The following is a 19,477-nucleotide window of genomic DNA, read 5'->3' on the forward strand; positions in this document are numbered from 1 at the left end:
CGCGGCCGTGCCCGGCGTGACAGTCGGCGGCCATGCCCTGGGCTGGCCTATGGCAATGCTGAGTGCGCTTGGCGGGGTGGTATTGCTGCTTTTGCTGCGCAGGCGCAGAAAGCCGCAGGCGCTTGATATTTCGCCGGTCGGCCAGTTGCGCCTGGCGGTATATCTGGAGCATGGCGCGGCGCCAGGCGCCTGGGGCGGCGAGACGCAGGCGGGGCAGGGTGCGGAGGCGGCGTCAACGCAGCTGCGCCTGCTGCCCGGCTCCACCCTGTGGCCGGCGCTGCTGGTGCTCTGCCTGGCGGACGGGCAGGGGCGCGGCGTGACCGTGCTGGCGCAGCGCGGACGCGGCTGTCCGGCATTTCGCCAGCTGGCCGTGGCTTGCCGGGCCATCGCGGCACGGGGAAAGGAAGAATAAAAGTGGGGCGAACACTGAACTTCTTGCAGCGGGCCAACTCTATATCCATACAGGCGCCCACGCTGCATGCCAACGGGGACATTGGGCGTGAGGACAGAGCGCGAGTATGATCAGTTGCTGGTCGAGCGGGTACAGGCCGGCGACAAACGGGCATTTGACGTCCTGGTATCGAAATATCAGCGTCGCCTGATGCGTCTGGTGTCGCGCCTCGTGCATGACCCGGCGGAGGCTGAAGATGTGGTGCAGGAAACCTTTATCAAGGCATACCGGGCGCTGCGCCATTTTCGCGGCGACGCCGCCTTCTACACCTGGTTGTACCGCATCGGCATCAATACGGCCAAGAATTATCTCGTCACCCAGGGGCGCCGCGCCGCCACGTCCAGCGACGCCGATGCCGAGCAGGCGGAGTCCTTCGATGACGGCAATAAATTGCGTGACAACAATACGCCAGAATCTGTGCTGGCCAGCAAGCAGATCGCCGCGACCGTCAATGCCGCCATGGATGTGCTGCCCATCGAGTTGCGCACGGCCATCGTGCTGCGCGAGATCGAGGGGCTGAGCTATGAAGAAATATCGGAGATCATGGCCTGTCCCATCGGCACCGTGCGCAGCCGGATTTTCCGCGCACGCGAAGTGATCGCGGAGAAATTGAAGCCATTGTTGGACATGCCGATTGACAAGCGCTGGTAATGTGACGAGGATGGCATGGCTGCGCCCGGTTTTCGCACCGATACTCTTGAAATGGCAGGGCCTATCATGGACACGCACGCACGATTGCACGAGACTATTTCCGCCCTCGCCGATGGCGAACTGGCGGCCAGCGAACTCGAACTGGCCTTTGCCGCCCTCGATACGGAAGAGGGGCGCCAGGCCTGGGAGGCGTATCGCCGCATCGGCGATGTCTTGCGCTCGGACCGGCGCGGCCACGAACTGAGCGCCGATTTCGACGCGCGGCTGGCGGCGTGCCTGGCCGGCGAAGCGGCGTCCGTCCCTGCGCCGCTATCGTCCGTCTCCGCGCCAGGCGTGCCGCCGGGCCTGGCCGAGCCGCTGGAAGCGGGGCCGCTGGTGCAGCGGTAGCGTTCGCCGCGCGTCTTACGCGAGGCTTAATGCCAGCCTCTCCCTCTTGACATTGCCCTTCTGCACGATTGACACTATGAGCAGGCAATATCTTGCTTTTGCGATATATTGTTGCATGGTTTGCCATGCGTGCTGTCAGGTGTGTTTATCCCTGGGATGGCGTCATGACGGCCTATCCCGCACGCAGGCAATCGCCTGATCCGTTTTAATATTCGAAAAGATCCATTCCATGAAAAAAAACATGTGTGCCGCCAGCAAGTCGTTTTCAGTGAAGACGCTTTCCGCCTTATTGTTCGGTACGGCTGGCGTCTTTTTTGCCCCGGCCATGCTGGGCCTGGCGCCGCAAGCGCATGCGGCCGTGTCGGCCGTCAAGCTGCCTGATTTCTCGGACCTGGTCGACGCCGTCGGTCCCGCCGTGGTGAATATCCGCACCACCGAGCGGCTGAAAATGGGCGGCCCGGGCGCGGGTGGCCAGGATGAGCAGGAAATGCAGGAATTCCTACGCCGCTTCTTTGGCGGCGCCATGCCGACGCCGCGCCAGCAGGCACCGCGCGGCGGCCGCCGTGCCGTGCCGCAGGAGCAGGAAGTGCAGCGCGGTGTCGGTTCCGGTTTCATCATCTCGGCCGATGGCTACGTGCTGAGCAACGCGCACGTGGTCGATGGCGCCGACGAGGTGTACGTGACCCTGACGGACAAGCGCGAATTCAAGGCCAAGGTCATCGGCGCCGATGCGCGCACCGACGTGGCCCTGCTGAAAATCGAGGGCGGCAACCTGCCGCGCCTGACCATCGGCGATTCGAACAAGATCCGCGTGGGCGAATGGGTGATCGCCATCGGTTCGCCGTTCAACCTGGAAAACACGGTGACGGCCGGCATCATTTCCGCGAAGTCGCGCGATACGGGCGACTACTTGCCGCTGATCCAGAGCGACGTGGCCGTCAATCCCGGCAACTCCGGCGGCCCGCTGATCAATATGCGCGGCGAGGTGATCGGTATCAATTCGCAGATCGCCACCCTGTCCGGCGCCTATAACGGCATTTCGTTTGCCGTGCCCATCGATGAAGCCATGCGCGTCGGCGAGCAGCTGAAAAAGACGGGCAAGGTCGTGCGCGGCCGCATCGGCGTGCAGATCGGCGAAGTGAGCAAGGAAGTGGCCGAATCGCTGGGCTTGCCGAACGCCAAGGGGGCGCAAGTGTCGATGGTGGAGCCGGGCGGTCCGGCCGACAAGGCGGGCATCAAGCCGGGCGACATCATCCTGAAATTCAATGGCACGCCGATCGAGCGTTCGTCCGACCTGCCGCGCCTGGTCGGTGGCGCTGCCGTCAACGGCAAGTCCAGCATCACCGTCTGGCGCAAGGGCGCGCAGCAGGAGATTCCGGTCACTGTCGTCGAACTCGAAAGCGAGAAGACGGCCAAGAAGGGCGCCAAGGAGCCGGAAGCGCAAGCCGTCAACGCGCTGGGCCTGAAGGTCAGCGACGTGCCGGCCGCCAAGAAGCAGGAGCTGAAGATCGACGCCGGCGTACAGGTTGACGATGCCGATGGCGTGGCGGCCCTGGCCGGCTTGCAGCCTGGCGACGTGATCTTGCAATTGAATAACGTTGCTGTGAAAGACGCCAAGCAATTTAACGCGCTGGTGGCCAAGCTCGATCCGAAGAAGCCCTCGGCCGTGCTGGTGCGCCGTGGCGACGTGGCGCAGTTCGTTTCGCTGCGTCCGTCCGCCAAGTAAGCCTCTGATTCACCGAGCATCCCGGCCGCGGCCGGGATGCCTTCTTGTCTTTTTCATGCACTTCACCCTCTATTCCCGCAGTTATTGCCACCTTTGCCAGGATATGCTGGACGCCTTGCAGCGGCTGCAGACGCCAGAAAGGCCGTTTACCGTCGAGGTCATCGACATCGACGCGTCGCCCGATGCCACCTTGCTGGCGCGTTTCGACGAGCTGGTGCCGGTGTTGTTTGCCGACCTGGCGCAGCCGGAACTGTGCCACTATTTCCTCGACGAAGCTGCCGTGCGTCGCAGGCTGGCATGGCATAAATAACAATATTGACATCGCATTGCACCATTCTGGTGCCAAAAAGCGGCGAAATTGCAGCGTTGCCCTTGCGCCGGCCTCATAAGACGGGCTTTCTACTCTGAAATCCGGTAAAATGGGGAGGTCGAAAAAGCTACTGTCCGAGGCAGCAGCTTCTGTCGCTTCAAAAGCGCTCGCCTGGGCATGCAGATGTCCTGCTCGGAGCGCTTTTTTCATCATGAGTGGGGCGCCCGGTCTGGCCCTGTTTGGCCCGGACATGATCCCCTTGATTCCTGTTAAAGCAGTGTTGTCACTCGCACATATATTAGTTAATGAATAACATACGCAACTTCTCCATCATCGCCCATATTGACCACGGTAAATCGACCCTGGCTGACCGCATCATTCAATTGTGCGGCGGCTTGTCCGACCGCGAGATGGAGGCGCAGGTGCTCGATTCGATGGATCTGGAGCGCGAGCGCGGCATTACCATCAAGGCGCAAACGGCGGCCCTGCACTACAAGGCGCGCGATGGCCAGATCTACAACCTGAACCTGATCGACACGCCGGGCCACGTCGACTTCAGCTATGAAGTGTCGCGCTCGCTGTCGGCGTGCGAAGGCGCATTGCTGGTGGTTGACGCGTCGCAAGGCGTGGAAGCGCAAACCGTGGCCAACTGCTATACGGCGCTGGACCTGGGCGTGGAAGTGGTGCCCGTCCTGAACAAGATCGACTTGCCGAACGCGGACCCGCCGAACGCCATTGCCGAGATCGAGGACGTGATCGGCATCGACGCGGCCGACGCCGTGCACTGTTCGGCCAAGACGGGCCTGGGCGTGCAGGACGTGCTCGAATCCCTGATCGCCAAGGTGCCGCCGCCGAAGGGCGACCCGGATGCGCCGCTGCAGGCGCTGATCGTCGACTCGTGGTACGACTCGTACGTGGGCGTGGTGATGCTCGTGCGCGTGGTCAACGGCACCTTGAAGCCGAAGGACAAGATCCGTCTGATGGCCACCGATTCGGTGCAGCTGGTGGAAGATATCGGCGTGTTTTCGCCCCGTTCGCAATCGTTGCCGCAATTGTCGGCAGGCCAGGTGGGTTTCATCATCGCCGGCATCAAGGAATTGAAGGCGGCGAAAGTGGGCGACACCGTCACCCTGGCCAATCGTCCTGCCGCCGAGCCATTGCCTGGCTTCAAGGAAGTGCAGCCGCAAGTGTTTGCCGGCCTCTTCCCCGTCGAGGCGAACCAGTACGATGCGCTGCGCGACTCGCTGGAAAAACTGAAACTGAACGACGCGGCCCTGATGTACGAGCCGGAAGTGTCGCAGGCGCTGGGCTTCGGCTTCCGCTGCGGCTTCCTGGGCTTGCTGCACATGGAAATCGTGCAGGAGCGCCTCGAGCGCGAATTCGACATGGACCTGATCACGACGGCGCCGACCGTCGTGTATGAAGTGATCCAGCGCGATGGCAGCCTGATCAACGTCGACAATCCGTCGAAAATGCCCGATCCGTCGCGCATCGAGGAAGTGCGCGAGCCTATCGTCACGGTCAACCTGTACATGCCGCAGGAATACGTGGGCTCCGTGATCACCCTGTGTATCGCCAAGCGCGGCATCCAGCTGGACATGAGCTACCACGGCCGCCAGGTCAAGCTCGTGTATGAAATGCCGATGGCCGAGATCGTGCTGGACTTCTTCGATCGCCTGAAATCGACGTCGCGCGGCTATGCCTCGATGGACTACGAGTTCAAGGAATACCGTGCGGCCGACGTGGTCAAGGTCGACATGCTGATCAACAGCGAAAAAGTCGATGCGCTGGCCATCATCGTCCACCGCTCGAACAGCCAGTACCGTGGCCGCCAGGTGGCTGCCAAGATGCGCGAACTGATCCCGCGCCAGATGTTCGACGTGGCCATCCAGGCCACCATCGGCGCCAACATCATTTCGCGCGAGAACGTGAAAGCCCTGCGCAAGAACGTGCTGGCGAAGTGCTATGGCGGCGATATCAGCCGCAAGAAAAAATTGCTGGAAAAACAAAAAGCGGGTAAGAAGCGCATGAAGCAAGTGGGTTCCGTGGAGATCCCGCAAGAAGCATTCCTGGCAATTTTACAAGTGGACGATAAATGAACCTGCAAGTGATCTTAGGAAATTTCGCTTTAATCCTGTTCGTGCTGATGGTGTTGACGGGCTTTGTCTGGTGCCTGGATGTGTTTTACCTGTCCAAGCAGCGGCGCAAGGCGGCCGACCGCGCCCTGGCCGAGTTCGATGCACGCCAGTCCAAGCTGGCCGCCGAAGGCATCAAGTCCGATGCGGGCGGCAGCCGCGCCGCCATCGAGGCGGCCCTGTTGCGCCAGCCGACCTGGGTCGAGTATTCGGGCAGCTTCTTCCCCGTCATCGCCCTCGTGTTCTGCCTGCGTTCCTTCCTGTACGAGCCATTCAAGATCCCGTCGAGCTCGATGGTGCCGACCTTGCTGGTGGGCGACCTGATCCTCGTGAACAAGTTCACCTACGGTATCCGTTTGCCTATCGTCAACAAGCGCATCATCGAAGTGAACGACCCGCAGCGCGGCGACGTGATGGTGTTCAAGTACCCGAAAGACATGTCGCAAGACTACATCAAGCGCGTGATCGGTGTGCCTGGTGATAAAATCACCTATGAAAACAAGCGCTTGACGGTCAACGGCAAGGAAGTGCAGTACACGCCGCTCGATGACTATCTGGACGACGAAAGCACGGTTTACCACAAGCAGCTGGAAGAAAACCTCACGGGCGTCAGCCACCGCATCCTCAATGATGAGCCGGCGCCGACGTTGAACTTGCGCGAAGTCAAGGATTTCCCGCACAAGGAAGCATGCGAGTACAACGACGACGGTTTCACGTGTGTGGTACCGGCGGGCAACTACTTCATGATGGGCGATAACCGCGACAATAGTGCGGACAGCCGCTACTGGGGCTTCGTGCCTAACGAGAACATCGTCGGCAAGGCTTTCCTGGTGTGGATGAACTTCAGCAATCCGAAACGCGTGGGCGGCATACACTAAGCAACAAGCCGGCCTGGCCCTTACAAGGCCAGTCCATGGCTGCCGCGCCGATTCCCCGCGCGGCGGCCAGCCGAATTACTCAGATGACACAGAAACAACAATGAATCTTCAGCTATTGCAAACCCGTTTAGGCTATACGTTCCAGGATGCTGGCCTGTTGCAGCAAGCCTTGACGCATCGTAGCCACAGCAGTTTGCATAATGAGCGGCTGGAATTCCTCGGCGACTCCATCCTCAACTGCGTGGTCGCTTCCATCCTGTACGAACGTTTCAAGGCCATCGACGAGGGCGACCTGTCGCGCCTGCGCGCCAACCTGGTGAAGCAGCAGTCGCTGTATGAAATCGCGCAAAAGCTGGAATTGTCGCAATTCCTGCGCCTGGGCGAAGGCGAGCTGAAGTCGGGCGGTTTCCGCCGTCCGTCCATCCTCGCCGACACCCTGGAAGCCTTGCTGGGCGCCATCTTCCTCGATACGGGCTTCGATGCGGCCAGCACGGTGATCCGCGCCTTCTATATTCCCATCCTCGACTCGGTCGATCCGCAAACGCTGGGCAAGGATGCCAAGACCTTGCTGCAGGAGTTTTTGCAAAGCAAGAAAATTTCGCTGCCACAATATAATGTGGTGGCGACCCACGGCGCCGCCCACAGCCAGGAATTCGAGATCGAATGCCTGGTGCCGAAATTGAATATCCAGGTCTACGGCCGTGGCGGAAGCCGCCGCGCCGGTGAGCAAGCCGCCGCCAAACTGGCGCTGGACGTGGCCGAGCAGGCGCTCGTGAAGTCGCCAGCCGCCAGCCGCAAGCCCAAACCGCGCGCCGCCCAGCTCAAGCTGGCTGGTATTGCCACCATCCAGAGCGACGACGCGGGCGCCCCGGCGGCGCCGGCCATCGCCGCTCACACTAAACAGAATCGACACTAGCATGACAGCCACCAAAATGCCCGACAACTTCCGCTGTGGCTATATCGCCATCGTGGGCCGCCCCAACGTGGGCAAATCGACCCTGATGAACGTGCTGATCGGCGCGAAGGTCAGCATCACTTCGCGCAAGGCGCAAACGACGCGCCACCGCATCACGGGCATCCAGACGGTGCCTGACGCGCAATTCATCTACGTCGACACGCCCGGTTTTCAGACGCGCCATTCGAATGCGCTGAACAAGACGCTGAACAAGACCGTTACCAATACGCTGATTTCCTCGGACGTCATCCTGTACGTGATCGAGGCGGGCACGTTCGGCCCGGCCGACCAGCAAGTGATGGACTTGCTGCCGAAGGAAGTGCCATGCATCCTCGTCATCAATAAATCGGACCGCGTGAAGGACAAGGCCGTCCTGCTGCCATTCGCGCAAAAGATCGCCGCCATGCGCGACTTTGCCGCCATCGTGCCCGTGTCCGCCAAGCTGCATTTCCAGCTGGAAGGCTTGCAGAACGAGATCAAGCGTTTCTTGCCGGAAAACCAGCCGATCTTTGGCCCGGACGACATCACGGACCGCAGCGAGAAATTCCTCGCCTCGGAAATCGTGCGCGAAAAGCTGTTCCGCTTTGTCGGCGACGAACTGCCGTACACGAGCACCGTGCTGATCGAGAAATTCGAGCAGGAAGGCGATCTGCGCCGCGTGTTCGCCGCCATCCTGGTCGAGCGCGATACGCACAAGTCCATGATTATCGGCAACAAGGGCGCGCGCCTGAAGGAAGTCTCCACCCAGGCCCGCCTGGACATGGAAAAACTGTTCGGCGGTCCCGTGTACCTGGAAATCTGGGTCAAGGTCAAATCGGGCTGGGCCGATAACGAGGCGGGCTTGCGCGCCTACGGCTACGAGTAATCCGCAACCCGGGGGCGACGCCACACGCATGAGCACCACCACGCCAGCGCAGCCTGACATCGCGCCAGCTTCACTCGCCGTCCCCGCGCCGGCGGCCATTGCGCCGCCGGCCGCACCTTCCGCACCGCCACCAAGGCGCAGCCGTCCGCCCGCGCGCGACGGCCGCATCACGGGCCAGCCAGCCTTCGTGCTGCACAGCTACCCGCATAAGGAAACCAGCCTCATCGTCGACGTGTTTACGCGCGAATACGGCCGCATCGCGCTCGTCGCCAAGGGCGCCAAGCGGCCCCATTCGCAGTTGCGCGGCGTGCTGCAGACCTTCCAGCCGCTGCAAGCGGGTTGGACCGGTAAATCCGAGCTGCGCATCCTCACGGGCGCCGAATGGGTGGGCGGCATGTTGCCACTGGAAAAGACAGCGCTGCTGTGCGGTTTTTACCTGAACGAATTGCTGGTGAAACTGCTGGCGCGCGACGACCCGCACCCCGTCCTGTTCGACCACTACGTTGCCACCTTGAATCAACTGGCGCACAATGAGCCGGCGCCCATCGTGCTGCGCAAGTTCGAGCGCGCCCTGCTCAAGGAAACGGGCGTGGCGGCCGACCTCACGCGCTGCACGGGCACGCGCCAGGCCGTGCAGGCGGGACAGGTGTACGTGGTGGATCCGGAGCGGGGGCCGCGTCCGGCGCGCGCCGCCGACGCCTGGCCGAAGATCACGGGCAAGACCCTGCTCGACATGGAGCGCGAAGATTATGGCGATGTGGCCACGCAGGCGCAAAGCAAGCTGCTGATGCGCTTCCTGCTGGCCCATCAACTGGGGGGCGCCACCTTGAATACGCGCCAGATACTGATCGATTTAATGCAACTGTAGTGGCTTTGCGGCACGACAGCACTTTACGGATACCATCTTATGAGCTTTTTGCAGCCTTCCGGCCCCGTCATCGACCTGGGCGTCAACATCGACCACGTGGCCACCCTGCGCAATGCGCGCGGCACCGCCTATCCTGACCCGATCCGCGCGGCCCTGCTGGCCGAGCAGGCCGGCGCCGACGCCATCACCCTGCACCTGCGCGAAGACCGCCGCCACATCAAGGATGCGGACGTGATCGCCATCGCGCCGCAATTGCTCACACGCATGAACCTGGAAGCGGCCGTGACCCAGGAAATGCTCGATTTCGCCTGCCGCATCCAGCCGGCGGACGTCTGCCTGGTGCCGGAAAAACGCACGGAAGTGACCACCGAAGGGGGCCTCGACGTGGTGCGCTATTTCAAGGAAGTGCAGGCCGCCGTCAAGCAGCTGCAAGGCGAGGGCATCCGCGTGAGCCTGTTCATCGACGCCGACGAACAGCAGATCGCCGCTGCCGCCGAGCTCGGTGCGCCCGTGATCGAGCTGCACACGGGCCGCTATGCGGATACGGACGGCGCCGAGCAGCTGGCCGAGCTCGAACGCATCAAGGCGGGCGTGCTGTTCGGCGTGGGCCGCGGCTTGAAGGTCAACGCGGGCCACGGCTTGCATTACACCAACGTGCAAGCGATCGCCGCCATTCCCGAGATTGCCGAGCTGAACATTGGCCACGCCATCGTCGCGCACGCCGTGTTTGTCGGCTGGGAAAATGCCGTGCGCGAAATGAAGGCCATCATGGTGGCCACCCGCCTCGGCAGCAAGGCATAAGCGCGCACACAAAGGACGCAGCATGATCTACGGCATCGGCACCGACATCTGCAAGATTCCCCGCATCGAGGCGGCGCTGGCGCGCCATGGCGAGCGTTTCGCGAAAAAGATACTGGGGCCGCAGGAGCTGGAAAAGTTCCGCGCCCGCAGCGCGAAGAACGCCGTGCGCGGCGTGCGTTTCCTGGCCACCCGCTTTGCCGCCAAGGAAGCGTTTTCCAAGGCCATCGGCCTGGGCTTGCGCATGCCGATGACGTGGCCTGCCGCGCAGATGCTGAACCATCCGAGCGGCAAGCCGATGATCGTCTGCAGCGGCGTGCTGGCCGAGTTCATGGAGCAACACCGCCTGAGCGCGCAAGTGACCATCAGCGATGAAGAAGAGTATGCCGTGGCGTTCGTGATTGTCGAGCAAGCCGCGTAACAATGAGCCAGCAATGACCGAAGCAAGCCCCGAACCGATCCCTGAATCGATCCCAGCATCGACCTTGGCGGAAACGCCGCCCGACCCGCGCGCGCACGTGCTGGCGACCGTCGCCAAGCTGCCGAACCTGCCCGGCGTGTACCGTTATTTCGACGCCGCCGACAAGGTGCTGTACGTCGGCAAGGCGCGCGACCTGAAAAAGCGCGTCTCCAGCTATTTCCAGAAGAACCTGGCCAGTCCCCGCATCGCCATGATGGTCGAGCGCATCGCGCGCCTGGAAACCACCGTCACGCACAGCGAAGCCGAAGCGCTGATCCTGGAAAACAACCTGATCAAGGCGCTGCAGCCGCGCTACAACATCCTGTTCCGCGATGACAAGTCGTATCCGTATTTGAAGATCACGGGTGGCGAGGCGCCGCGCATGGTGTATTACCGGGGCGCGGTGGACAAGAAAAACCAGTATTTCGGGCCGTTTCCCAGTTCCTGGGCCGTCAAGGAATCGATGCAGATCCTGCAGAAGGTATTTCTGATCCGCACCTGCGAAGATAGCGTATATGCGAACCGCACGCGGCCCTGCCTGCTGCACCAGATCGGGCGCTGCAGCGCGCCCTGCGTGGACCTGATCAGCAAGGAAGACTATAAGAACGACGTGGAAAACGCGGCGCGCTTCCTGCGCGGGCGCCAGAGCGAAGTGATGGCCGACCTGGAAAAGAAGATGCACGCCTTTGCGGCCGAGCTGAAATTCGAGCAGGCCGTGGTGGTGCGCAATCAGATCGCCTCGCTGTCGCGCGTGCTGCACCAGCAGAGCATGGAAACGACGGGCGACGCCGATGTCGACATCATCGCCGTGCTGGTGCAGGGTGGGCGCGCCTGCGTCAACCTGGCGATGGTGCGCGGCGGGCGCCACCTGGGCGACCGCGCCTATTTTCCCAGCCAGCTCAGCGACGCGGCGGCCATCGCCGAGGAAGCCATCGAGGTGGAAGTGCTCGCCGCTTTCCTGGCCCAGCACTACACGGAGAAATTCATCCCCGGCACCCTGATCCTGAATATCGAATTCGACCAGCCGGCCCTGATGGTGGCCCTGATGGAGCAGTGCGGCCACCGCATCAACCTGATCTTCCAGCCGCAGGGGCAGCGCCGCCAGTGGCTGGAGATGGCGCAGAAGGGCGCCGAGATTTCGCTGGCGCGCCTGCTGTCCGAGCAGGGTTCGCAGCAGTCGCGCACGCTCGCGCTGGCCGAGGCGCTGCGCCTGGAAACGGAAGACCTCGACAGCTTGCGCGTCGAGTGTTTCGACATCAGCCACACGCAGGGCGAGGCGACGCAGGCGTCGTGCGTGGTATTCCACCATCACGCCATGCAGAATGGCGAATACCGGCGCTACAACATCAACGACATCACGCCCGGCGACGATTACGCGGCCATGCGCCAGGTCTTGATGCGCCGCTATGAAAAAGTGGCCAATGGCGATGGCGTGATGCCCGATGTGGTGCTGATCGACGGCGGCAAGGGCCAGATCGAAATGGCGCGCCAGGTGTTCGCCGAGCTGGGACTCGATATCAGCTTGATTGTCGGCGTGGCCAAGGGGGAGGGGCGCAAGGTGGGCCTGGAAACCCTGCTGTTCGTCGATGGCCGCCCGGCGCAGGAACTGGGCAAGGAGTCGGCCGCGCTGATGCTGATCGCGCAGATCCGCGACGAGGCGCACCGCTTCGCCATTACCGGCATGCGCGCCAAGCGCGCCAAGACGCGCCAGACGTCGCGCCTGGAGGAAATCGAAGGCATCGGCGCCAAGCGCCGGCAGAAACTGCTGTCGCGCTTTGGCGGCTTGCGCGGCGTGGTCGACGCCAGCGTCGAGGATCTGATGTCGGTGGAGGGGATTTCGACCCAGCTGGCGGAAGAGATTTACAAGCAGTTGCACTGATGAATCGATGGCCTGGTCCGGCGCTGCCGCAACCGGACTAGGCTAATGTTGCCGGGCCATGTAGACTAGTGGCGCTTTCTTCACGCTTTCTTCATGTTCAATTTACCCGTCGGCCAATTGCTTCCTTATGCCTTTTAATATTCCCATCCTCCTGACCTGGCTGCGCGTGGCCCTGATTCCGCTCGTCGTCGGCGTGTTTTACCTGCCGCCGTCGATGCTGCTGCATGGCGACCAGAACCTGGTTGCCACCCTGGTCTTCATCGTTGCCGCCGTCACCGACTGGTTCGATGGTTTCCTCGCGCGGCGCTGGAACCAGACGTCGGCCTTCGGCGCCTTTCTCGACCCCGTGGCCGACAAGCTGATGGTGGCGGGCGCCTTGCTGGTGCTGGTGCAGCTGGACCGCGTCAATGCCGTGCTGGCCTTCATCATCATCGGCCGCGAAATCACGATTTCCGCGCTGCGCGAATGGATGGCGCAGATCGGCGCATCGAAATCGGTGGCCGTCAGCTCGATCGGCAAGATCAAGACGGCCGCGCAAATGACGGCCATACCCTTGCTGCTGTACCACGAAGTGATCTTCGGCGCGATCGACACCCATGTGTGGGGCGAACGCCTGCTGTGGATCGCCTGTGTGCTGACGGTGTGGTCGATGTTCTATTATTTGCGCCTGGCATGGCCCCTCATCAAGGAAAAAGCGGGAAATCTGCACTGAGGCCACTCCACCTAGCTACTGCGCAGCTCACTCTCGCGTCTCCGTTGCTCGCTGTACCTTCGTACAGCTGCGCTACTCAACACGGTATTGAGCTTGCTCGCTACGCTATTCGGAGGACCGCAAGCCGGTATCGACGGCTTTCTTCGGAATATTTTGCAAAAGACCAGATATTGCCCGTTGACAGCCCCTGTAATCCCTCTATAATGCTGGCCTGTTGTTGATGACGCGGGAGTAGCTCAGTTGGTAGAGCGCAACCTTGCCAAGGTTGAGGTCGAGAGTTCGAGACTCTTCTCCCGCTCCAGTTTTCTGGATCGTGTCATAGGTAAAAACAGCGAATGCAGTAAAAAGTAGTACTGGCGATGTAGTAGAGCTTCTGATACAATGTTGTCCACTGCGGGAGTAGCTCAGTTGGTAGAGCGCAACCTTGCCAAGGTTGAGGTCGAGAGTTCGAGACTCTTCTCCCGCTCCAGTGAAAACTGGATCAGCAGTCAAGCAGCACTAGTAAACGGTAACAAAAGGCAGTAAAATAGCGGTTCGTATGCGGGAGTAGCTCAGTTGGTAGAGCGCAACCTTGCCAAGGTTGAGGTCGAGAGTTCGAGACTCTTCTCCCGCTCCAGCGATAGCTGTAGCAATAAAGTGTAGTGGCAGAAAATAGAAGCTCCAATGCGGGAGTAGCTCAGTTGGTAGAGCGCAACCTTGCCAAGGTTGAGGTCGAGAGTTCGAGACTCTTCTCCCGCTCCAGAATTCTAAGGGGAAGCTAAGCTGGCTTCCTTTTTTTATCCGCCGCCATGCGCGGCGCGATTAGGCGGTAACCAAGCTCCAATGCGGGAGTAGCTCAGTTGGTAGAGCGCAACCTTGCCAAGGTTGAGGTCGAGAGTTCGAGACTCTTCTCCCGCTCCAGTTTTCAAGGTGTGCCGGAAGGCACATCCAAGCAGTTCCTCTGGCGAGGTAGCAAAGAGGTTATGCAGCGGCCTGCAAAGCCGTTTAGACGGGTTCGATTCCCGTCCTCGCCTCCAGATACAGCGCATAAAACCATGCGCAGGTAAAAAAGCCCACTTCGGTGGGCTTTTTTTTTGCCTGCAGCACAGGGCGGTTATCGGCGCCTGTTTCCCGCCTGGCCGCTTTTCGCGGCCAGGTCCATGCAATGCAGGGAATTTCATGTCCCGATTAATTGCAAGGGCAGCCTTAATTAAATAAATGGTTTATGTTTATTTAATTTGCGGGAAATGACTAGCTGACAGTAATCTGTGGATCCCAATAAAAATAACCGTACAGGCTTTGCGTCTGGCCATCGTCATTCAGGCTATATAAGGCAATATAAACGTAGAAATTTTCCGTGCCGGATCTGGATACCTGGGCCGTGAAATTGGAAAAATTGCGCGATTGCTGAATGGCCGGCAAGCCATTCGACGAATCCGTATTCGGCACGGCCGCATTTCTCCGGGTGATGGTGTTGGAGACAAAGTTATTGAAGACCTTGTCGCCATTCCAGTAATTGATGCCATAGACAATGACGGCCGAATCGGCGTTGTCATAGATGGAGGCGCCGGTGAACGAGACGAAATCGCCCACATTGGCCCTGAAACTCAGGTCGGCGGTGCCTTGCCCTTTATTGATGCCGCGCGGATCGGTGGCAATCATGTATTGGCTGGTATGCACCAGGCCCACAGGCTTGGTCTGGTCGGGACTCGTCTGACGTGGATGCTGGGCCATGATCAGATCGGTGTCTATTACAACGAGAATGTTGATTGTAATATTACTGGCATTCAATTGCACGTCGGACATAAATCCTCCTGAGTTTTCCTACTCGTCTGGCTTTTCGGATGCGCCCCGTTTTTTAATGTGGTAAGCAGTCTCCACCGCTGCTGTGTAGAATAGTGGGAAAAAATGTATAAAAACTCTCCAATTGAAACGGCGGAATAATATTTAAAATATTCCATTTATAATATTTTTATTTTGTAAATGCCGTGGCTGGAAACACCATCTGTTACCGCTTCCCGGACGGCGGCGTTCGGTCAGGCGGCCCGCTGGCGCCGGGATGGTGACGGGCGTGTTCGTCCGGGGCGACAAGGTATGGTGCTTCCGGTTGTGGCGGGCAGGGCGGTAGCTGGCGCCACGATACGCCCTGCCGCATCTTGTATAATGCCCGCAGGCTCAGCCGCGTCGCCAGGCGCGCTGATGGATTTTCCCCTTTGCGCCATACCCATGTAGTCACTGACGATTTCCCTTTTCGTTGGACCCCGGCGCGGCTTCCTTGCGCAGTCCGCCAGCATGGCTGCGCCTGCTGACTCCCCTTCAGCAGCGTATTTCTCTGTTCCGACCCTGGATTTGAATCAATGATCAACGCAACTTTTCGGGATGAGTGGTTCTCGAACATACAAAAAAATATGCTGGCGGGTCTGACCACCTCGTTTGCCCTGGTGCCCGAATGCATTGCCTTTGCCCTGGTGGCGCAGCTCAATCCCTTGATGGGCCTGTACGGCGCCTTCATCATCTGCGCGCTGACGGCCATCTTTGGCGGACGCCCTGGCATGATTTCGGGCGCCGCCGGCTCCATGGCCGTCGTCATCGTGGCGCTGGTGGCGCAGCACGGCGTGCAATACCTGCTGGCGACGGTGGTGCTCAGCGGCATCCTGATGGCGCTGTTCGGCATCTTGCGCCTGGGTAAGCTGATCCGCATGGTGCCGCACCCGGTGATGCTGGGCTTTGTGAACGGCCTGGCCATCATCATCGCCATGGCCCAGCTGGAACACTTTCGCCAGGCCACGCCGCAAGGCGAAGAGTGGCTGCACGGCACGCCCTTGCTCGTGATGGGCGCGCTGGTGGCGCTGACCATGGCCATCGTGTACGTGCTGCCGCGCCTGACGCGCGCCGTGCCGCCGGCGCTGGTGGCCATCCTCGGCGTTGGCGTGCTCAGCTATGGTTTGCATCTGCCGACGCGCACCCTGGGCGACCTCGCGCATATCGCCGGCGGCTTGCCGGCCCTGCATTTCCCCACCGTGCCGCTGGACATGGCTGCCTTGCACGTGATCTTCCCGTACGCGGCCCTGATGGCTCTGGTGGGCTTGCTGGAAACCTTGCTCACCTTTAACCTGACCGACGACATCACGCAAACGAAGGGCCAGCCGAACCGCGAATGCATCGCGCTGGGCGCGTCGAACGTCGTCTCGGGCCTGTTTGGCGGCATGGGCGGCTGCGCCATGATCGGGCAGACGATGATCAACCTGAGTTCCGGCGGCCGTTCGCGCCTGTCGGGCGTCACGGCCGGCGTGATGATTTTACTGTTCATCCTGTTCCTGTCGCCGCTGATCGAACGCATTCCGCTGGCCGCCCTGGTCGGCGTGATGTTCGTCGTGGCGCAGCAGACGTTTGCCTGGGGTTCGCTGCGCGTGCTGGGCAAGGTGCCGCGGCACGATGCGCTGGTGATCGTCGCCGTCACCATCATCACGGTGTTGACGGACCTGGCGACGGCCGTGCTGTGCGGCATCGTCATTGCCGCCTTGAGTTTTGCCTGGCAACATGCACGCGAGATGCGCGCCGACATCGATGACAGCACGCCGGGTGTGCGCGTGTACGCACCGCATGGCACCCTGTTCTTTGCCTCGACGACGCATTTCCAGGAGCTGTTCCAGAGTGCGACGGATCCGCTGCGCGTCATCCTCGACTGCCGCCACCTGCACATGGCCGATCATTCGGCCATCGCGGCCATCGAAGCCCTGTACGAGCGCTACGGGAAGGCGGGCAAGCATGTGCAAGTGACGCACTTGTCCGGACGCAACCAGGCCTTGCTGCAGCGCGCGGGCGTCGACATGAGCGTGGCGTAAAATAGTGGATCGCCGTTTCGCGCCATGTCGCGGAAGGCGGGGATTTTTGAATGGATGGAGTATTGATGCTGTCGTACGAACAAGAACAACAGTTGCAACAAAGCCAGGCGGGTTTCGACGCCTATTATGACGCGCTGGGCGCGTCGCTGGTCAATTTCGTCGAGCGCCTGGGCATCCAGCCGGCGCACGAAGTGTTGACGAACGCGGCCGAATACCTGCCGTATATCGACGCGGCCATGCGCAGCATCGTCATCCGCGACGAAAGCTGGCAATGGGTGAAAACCATGCTCGGCTATTTTATCGGCGAATACTTCGTGCAAGGCCATGCCGGCTGCTGGTATGTGGAAACGCGGGCCGAATCGCCGCATTTCTGCCGCTACATGGTGGGCGGCTTCGAGCATGGCTTGCCGCTGGACGCCGCCATCGATCCGGATGCGCTGGCGCTGGCGTTTCTCGAGCAATCCGTGCCGCGTGAGCTGGCCACGCTGATGACGGATGCCCAGGCCCGGTTGAGCTGAGCCAGGCTGGCATCCGGCGTGGCAGCGGCTGCCACGCATCGATCATCACGCCGTCAAATTTAAAACTCTTCCCACTCGCCTTCGGCAGGCGCCGTTGCCTTGGCGCTCTTGCGCAGCACCGGCAGGCGCAGGGCAGGGACCGTGGCCTTGCGGGCGGGCGCCGCTGGCGCCGGGACGCTGCGCTGCGCCGGTTTCGCGCCGAAACGCTCGCTCGTCGCCGCGTTCGCATCGAGGCGGAACACGCTGACCACTTGCGCCAGTTCGCTCGCCTGCTCCTGCATCGCCTCGGCCGCTGCCGACGCTTCTTCCACGAGGGCCGCATTTTGCTGGGTCACCTGGTCCATTTCGGAAATGGCCTGGTTGACTTGCTCGATGCCTGCGCTTTGTTCTTCGCTGGCATTGCTGATCTCGCTCATGATGGAGGTGACGAAGCCGATGCTTTGCACGATCTCTTCCATCGTCTTGCCCGCCTTGTCGACCAGGTCCGTGCCCACGTCGACCTTTTGCACGGAATCGTCGATCAAGCCCTTGATCTCTTTCGCCGCTGCCGCCGAGCGCTGCGCCAGGTTGCGCACCTCGGTGGCGACGACGGCAAAGCCACGGCCCTGCTCGCCGGCGCGCGCCGCTTCGACGGCCGCGTTCAAGGCCAGGATGTTGGTCTGGAAGGCGATGCCGTCAATCACCGAGATAATGTCGACGATTTTCTTCGACGACGTATTGATCTCGCTCATGGTGGCCACCACTTCAGCCACGACGGCGCCGCCACGGCTGGCGATGCCGGCCGCGTCGCCAGCCAGCTTGTTTGCCTGGCGCGCATTGTCGGCGTTTTGCTTCACGGTACTGGTCAGCTCTTCCATCGACGACGCCGTCTCTTCCAGCGAGCTGGCTTGCTGCTCCGTGCGCGACGACAAGTCCTGGTTGCCGGCCGCGATTTCGCTGGATGCCGTGGCGATGGTGTCGGTGCCGCTGCGCACTTGGCCGACGATGCCCACGAGGCTGTCGTTCATGGTTTTCAGGGCGTGCATCAGCTGGCCTGTTTCATCGCGGCCCTGCGCCGTGATGACGCTGCTGAGGTCGCCAGCTGCCACGGTTTCCGCCACTTTCACGGCGGCGCGGATGGGGCCGGTGATCGAACGCGTGATCCACCAGGCGAAGCCGATGCCCATCAGCACGGCCAGCACGCCCATGGTGATCAGGAAGATGCGGGTGCCGCTGTAGGCATCGATGATGCTGGCGCCGACGCCGTCGGCGGCCTTGATCTGCATGTTGGCAAAGCGCTTCACTTCGGCCAGGTAGGCCACGGTGATCGGCGCGACTTCCTTGTCGAACACTTGCTTGGCGCCTGCCACGTCGCCGTCCGCCTTCATCTTGAAGGCGCGTGCGCGCGTCGTCACGTAGTCGGTGCGCACCTTGCGCACGACCTTGAACTGCTCGATCACGCCAGGGTTGAGCAGCGAAGCGACGATGTCGTCCTGCAGCTTGCTGGAACGCTCGGCATCGACCTTCAGGTCTTCCTCGATTTTGGCGCGCACGACGGGATCGGTGATCTCGAACGAGGCCACGCCGCGTACGCTGTTGAGTTCGATGATTTTCGACCATTCGGCCACCATGCGCTGGTTCTTGATGCTGGTATTGATGAGACGGTAGGTCAGGTCGCTGGCCGTTTGCATGCGCACGAGGGCGGTGACGGTCAAGGCGGCCAGCAACAGCAATACGACAGCAAAGCCGACGCCAAGGCGGCTGCCGATGTTCAGGTTTTTCATGTAATTCCTAACAGTTTAATAGTCATGATCGCCGCCGCCAGCAGGGGCGGACAGGCGCCGCAAGGCGCAGGGGATCGGGGTCTTCGGGTGCCGCAGATTGCATCGCGGCGCGCCGCGCTGGGCGCGGCGATGGAGGTAAAGCAGGGGGTGTGGCGGCTTGGGATGCCGCTAACCAGCAAGGCGCAAGTATAGCATTGACGCACGGAAATAGTTTTTCAAAGCAATTTTAATTGTTTTTTGCTATTGATTTCCTGTTGCATTTTTACATCAAGTCGCCTGGCTATAAGTACTATCACT

General features: G+C 61.2%; 18 protein-coding genes and 6 tRNA genes. 22 read left to right on the top strand and 2 right to left on the bottom strand.

The window, feature by feature from the left end:
* Positions 1 to 49: 49 nt before the first annotated feature.
* From O0880_RS07745 to O0880_RS07840, 20 genes are all read left to right on the top strand, one after another.
* Positions 50 to 412 carry a hypothetical protein gene (locus O0880_RS07745; RefSeq protein ID WP_289885883.1) on the top strand — a complete coding sequence of 121 codons (363 nt, stop codon included), beginning with the start codon at positions 50 to 52 and terminating at the stop codon, positions 410 to 412.
* Positions 413 to 478: 66 nt separating this feature from the next.
* The gene (gene rpoE / locus O0880_RS07750) at positions 479 to 1,102 is read left to right on the top strand and encodes an RNA polymerase sigma factor RpoE (protein ID WP_071322908.1); all 624 of its coding nucleotides are present in this window, start codon (positions 479 to 481) and stop codon (positions 1,100 to 1,102) included.
* A 66-nt stretch (positions 1,103 to 1,168) separates the two neighbouring features.
* Positions 1,169 to 1,489, top strand: a complete 321-nt coding sequence (locus O0880_RS07755; RefSeq protein WP_289885884.1) for a sigma-E factor negative regulatory protein — start codon at positions 1,169 to 1,171, stop codon at positions 1,487 to 1,489.
* A 229-nt stretch (positions 1,490 to 1,718) separates the two neighbouring features.
* Positions 1,719 to 3,215, top strand: coding sequence for a DegQ family serine endoprotease (locus tag O0880_RS07760; protein WP_071322910.1), 1,497 nt, complete (start codon positions 1,719 to 1,721; stop codon positions 3,213 to 3,215).
* Positions 3,216 to 3,270: 55 nt separating this feature from the next.
* Positions 3,271 to 3,525: a glutaredoxin family protein gene (locus O0880_RS07765; RefSeq protein ID WP_289885886.1), complete on the top strand. Its 255-nt coding sequence runs from the start codon at positions 3,271 to 3,273 to the stop codon at positions 3,523 to 3,525.
* Between the two features lie 305 nt (positions 3,526 to 3,830).
* Positions 3,831 to 5,624, top strand: a complete 1,794-nt coding sequence (gene lepA, locus O0880_RS07770; protein WP_071322912.1) for a translation elongation factor 4 — start codon at positions 3,831 to 3,833, stop codon at positions 5,622 to 5,624.
* Positions 5,621 to 6,538, top strand: a complete 918-nt coding sequence (lepB, locus tag O0880_RS07775) for a signal peptidase I (protein ID WP_071322913.1) — start codon at positions 5,621 to 5,623, stop codon at positions 6,536 to 6,538. The genes lepA and lepB overlap by 4 nt, the downstream gene beginning before the upstream one ends.
* Positions 6,539 to 6,638: 100 nt before the next feature.
* Entirely contained in the window at positions 6,639 to 7,454 is an 816-nt protein-coding gene (rnc, locus tag O0880_RS07780; RefSeq protein ID WP_071322914.1) for a ribonuclease III, read from the top strand.
* 1 nt (position 7,455) lies between these two features.
* Positions 7,456 to 8,358 (top strand): GTPase Era, encoded by a 903-nt coding sequence (era, locus tag O0880_RS07785; RefSeq protein ID WP_034749612.1) that lies wholly within the window; start codon positions 7,456 to 7,458, stop codon positions 8,356 to 8,358.
* 28 nt (positions 8,359 to 8,386) lie between these two features.
* Complete coding sequence (gene recO / locus O0880_RS07790; RefSeq protein WP_071322915.1) at positions 8,387 to 9,226, top strand: DNA repair protein RecO; 840 nt, start codon at positions 8,387 to 8,389, stop codon at positions 9,224 to 9,226.
* A 39-nt stretch (positions 9,227 to 9,265) separates the two neighbouring features.
* Complete coding sequence (gene pdxJ, locus O0880_RS07795) at positions 9,266 to 10,027, top strand: pyridoxine 5'-phosphate synthase (protein ID WP_071322916.1); 762 nt, start codon at positions 9,266 to 9,268, stop codon at positions 10,025 to 10,027.
* Positions 10,028 to 10,049: 22 nt separating this feature from the next.
* Positions 10,050 to 10,445: a holo-ACP synthase gene (gene acpS / locus O0880_RS07800; protein WP_071322917.1), complete on the top strand. Its 396-nt coding sequence runs from the start codon at positions 10,050 to 10,052 to the stop codon at positions 10,443 to 10,445.
* Between the two features lie 13 nt (positions 10,446 to 10,458).
* Positions 10,459 to 12,363, top strand: coding sequence for an excinuclease ABC subunit UvrC (gene uvrC, locus O0880_RS07805; RefSeq protein WP_289885892.1), 1,905 nt, complete (start codon positions 10,459 to 10,461; stop codon positions 12,361 to 12,363).
* A gap of 127 nt (positions 12,364 to 12,490) precedes the next feature.
* Positions 12,491 to 13,075, top strand: a complete 585-nt coding sequence (gene pgsA / locus O0880_RS07810; RefSeq protein ID WP_071322919.1) for a CDP-diacylglycerol--glycerol-3-phosphate 3-phosphatidyltransferase — start codon at positions 12,491 to 12,493, stop codon at positions 13,073 to 13,075.
* A gap of 225 nt (positions 13,076 to 13,300) precedes the next feature.
* Positions 13,301 to 13,376: transfer RNA gene (locus O0880_RS07815), tRNA-Gly, on the top strand.
* 92 nt (positions 13,377 to 13,468) lie between these two features.
* Positions 13,469 to 13,544 (top strand) — tRNA-Gly (locus O0880_RS07820).
* Positions 13,545 to 13,615: 71 nt separating this feature from the next.
* Positions 13,616 to 13,691 (top strand) — tRNA-Gly (locus O0880_RS07825).
* Between the two features lie 49 nt (positions 13,692 to 13,740).
* Positions 13,741 to 13,816 (top strand) — tRNA-Gly (locus O0880_RS07830).
* An 83-nt stretch (positions 13,817 to 13,899) separates the two neighbouring features.
* Positions 13,900 to 13,975, top strand: a tRNA-Gly gene (locus O0880_RS07835).
* Between the two features lie 42 nt (positions 13,976 to 14,017).
* Positions 14,018 to 14,091, top strand: a tRNA-Cys gene (locus tag O0880_RS07840).
* Positions 14,092 to 14,305: 214 nt separating this feature from the next.
* Here the strand turns inward: O0880_RS07840 and O0880_RS07845 are convergent.
* Positions 14,306 to 14,860: an inclusion body family protein gene (locus O0880_RS07845; RefSeq protein WP_071322920.1), complete on the bottom strand. Its 555-nt coding sequence runs from the start codon at positions 14,858 to 14,860 to the stop codon at positions 14,306 to 14,308.
* Between the two features lie 602 nt (positions 14,861 to 15,462).
* Between O0880_RS07845 and O0880_RS07850 the strand changes: the two genes are divergently transcribed.
* Together O0880_RS07850 and O0880_RS07855 are read left to right on the top strand one after the other, a co-directional pair.
* Positions 15,463 to 16,899 carry a SulP family inorganic anion transporter gene (locus tag O0880_RS07850; RefSeq protein ID WP_289885898.1) on the top strand — a complete coding sequence of 479 codons (1,437 nt, stop codon included), beginning with the start codon at positions 15,463 to 15,465 and terminating at the stop codon, positions 16,897 to 16,899.
* Positions 16,900 to 16,949: 50 nt separating this feature from the next.
* Entirely contained in the window at positions 16,950 to 17,417 is a 468-nt protein-coding gene (locus O0880_RS07855) for a hypothetical protein (RefSeq protein ID WP_156894733.1), read from the top strand.
* Positions 17,418 to 17,476: 59 nt separating this feature from the next.
* Here the strand turns inward: O0880_RS07855 and O0880_RS07860 are convergent, their stop codons facing one another.
* Entirely contained in the window at positions 17,477 to 19,180 is a 1,704-nt protein-coding gene (locus O0880_RS07860) for a methyl-accepting chemotaxis protein (RefSeq protein ID WP_289885899.1), read from the bottom strand.
* Between the last annotated feature and the right edge of the window lie 297 nt (positions 19,181 to 19,477).

Source organism: Janthinobacterium sp. SUN118 (assembly GCF_030397695.1).
Classification (GTDB): domain Bacteria; phylum Pseudomonadota; class Gammaproteobacteria; order Burkholderiales; family Burkholderiaceae_D; genus Janthinobacterium.